Source organism: Paenibacillus xylanexedens (assembly GCF_007676705.1).
Taxonomy (GTDB): Bacteria; Bacillota; Bacilli; order Paenibacillales; family Paenibacillaceae; genus Paenibacillus; species Paenibacillus xylanexedens_C.
This window is the reverse complement of the sequence record NZ_VEBF01000635.1, coordinates 1-238: the sequence shown is the minus strand read 5'-3', so window position 1 is coordinate 238 and position 238 is coordinate 1. Positions and strand designations below refer to the sequence as shown.

Below are 238 nucleotides of genomic sequence, written 5' to 3'. Positions count from 1 at the left end.
TCTCCACTGTACTCCCTATCCACCTGTTCTCCTTTCCCCTCCTCCTCCTTCCCATCCTACTGATCTGCCCTAACCCCCCTAACCCTCTCTTCCTCCAACCCCCATAACACATATCTACTATATCCCTTTCATCTCCCAATATTTCAACAACTACATCAAAACCCCACTTACCTACCCTCCCCACTTCTCCCTCCACATCCTATCCCATCTACTCTTTCACCCGACCAACCTCATCTTT

General features: G+C 49.2%; 1 protein-coding gene. It reads right to left on the bottom strand.

Going from position 1 to position 238, the window contains the following annotated elements; all coding sequences use genetic code 11:
- Window positions 1–196 (bottom strand): hypothetical protein (locus FS628_RS32355; protein WP_222125351.1); only part of this gene is annotated, 196 nt, incomplete at its 3' end.
- Window positions 197–238: the final 42 nt, after the last annotated feature.